The following is a 226-nucleotide window of genomic DNA, read 5'->3' as shown; positions in this document are numbered from 1 at the left end:
TTTGTGGTTGCGGGAGCAGGACTTGAACCTACGACCTTCGGGTTATGAGCCCGACGAGCTACCAACTGCTCCATCCCGCGATATTACATTTTGAAAAACTTGGTGCCGAAGACCGGAATCGAACCGGTACGGTGTTTAACCACCGCAGGATTTTAAGTCCTGTGCGTCTGCCAGTTCCGCCACTTCGGCATGCGTTTTTCTCTCTGTCATTTCCTGACGACAATAG

Annotated in this window: 2 tRNA genes; both read right to left on the bottom strand. The window is 51.3% G+C overall.

Going from position 1 to position 226, the window contains the following annotated elements:
- Positions 1–4: 4 nt before the first annotated feature.
- Positions 5–80: transfer RNA gene (locus K5V21_RS19280), tRNA-Met, on the bottom strand.
- A gap of 20 nt (positions 81–100) precedes the next feature.
- Positions 101–189: transfer RNA gene (locus tag K5V21_RS19275), tRNA-Leu, on the bottom strand.
- Positions 190–226 lie beyond the last annotated feature (37 nt).

Source organism: Clostridium sardiniense (assembly GCF_019753795.1).
GTDB classification, from domain to species: Bacteria; Bacillota; Clostridia; order Clostridiales; family Clostridiaceae; genus Clostridium; species Clostridium sardiniense.
The sequence above is the reverse complement of the archived record's forward strand: the minus strand, read 5'-3'. Positions and strand labels throughout refer to the sequence as shown.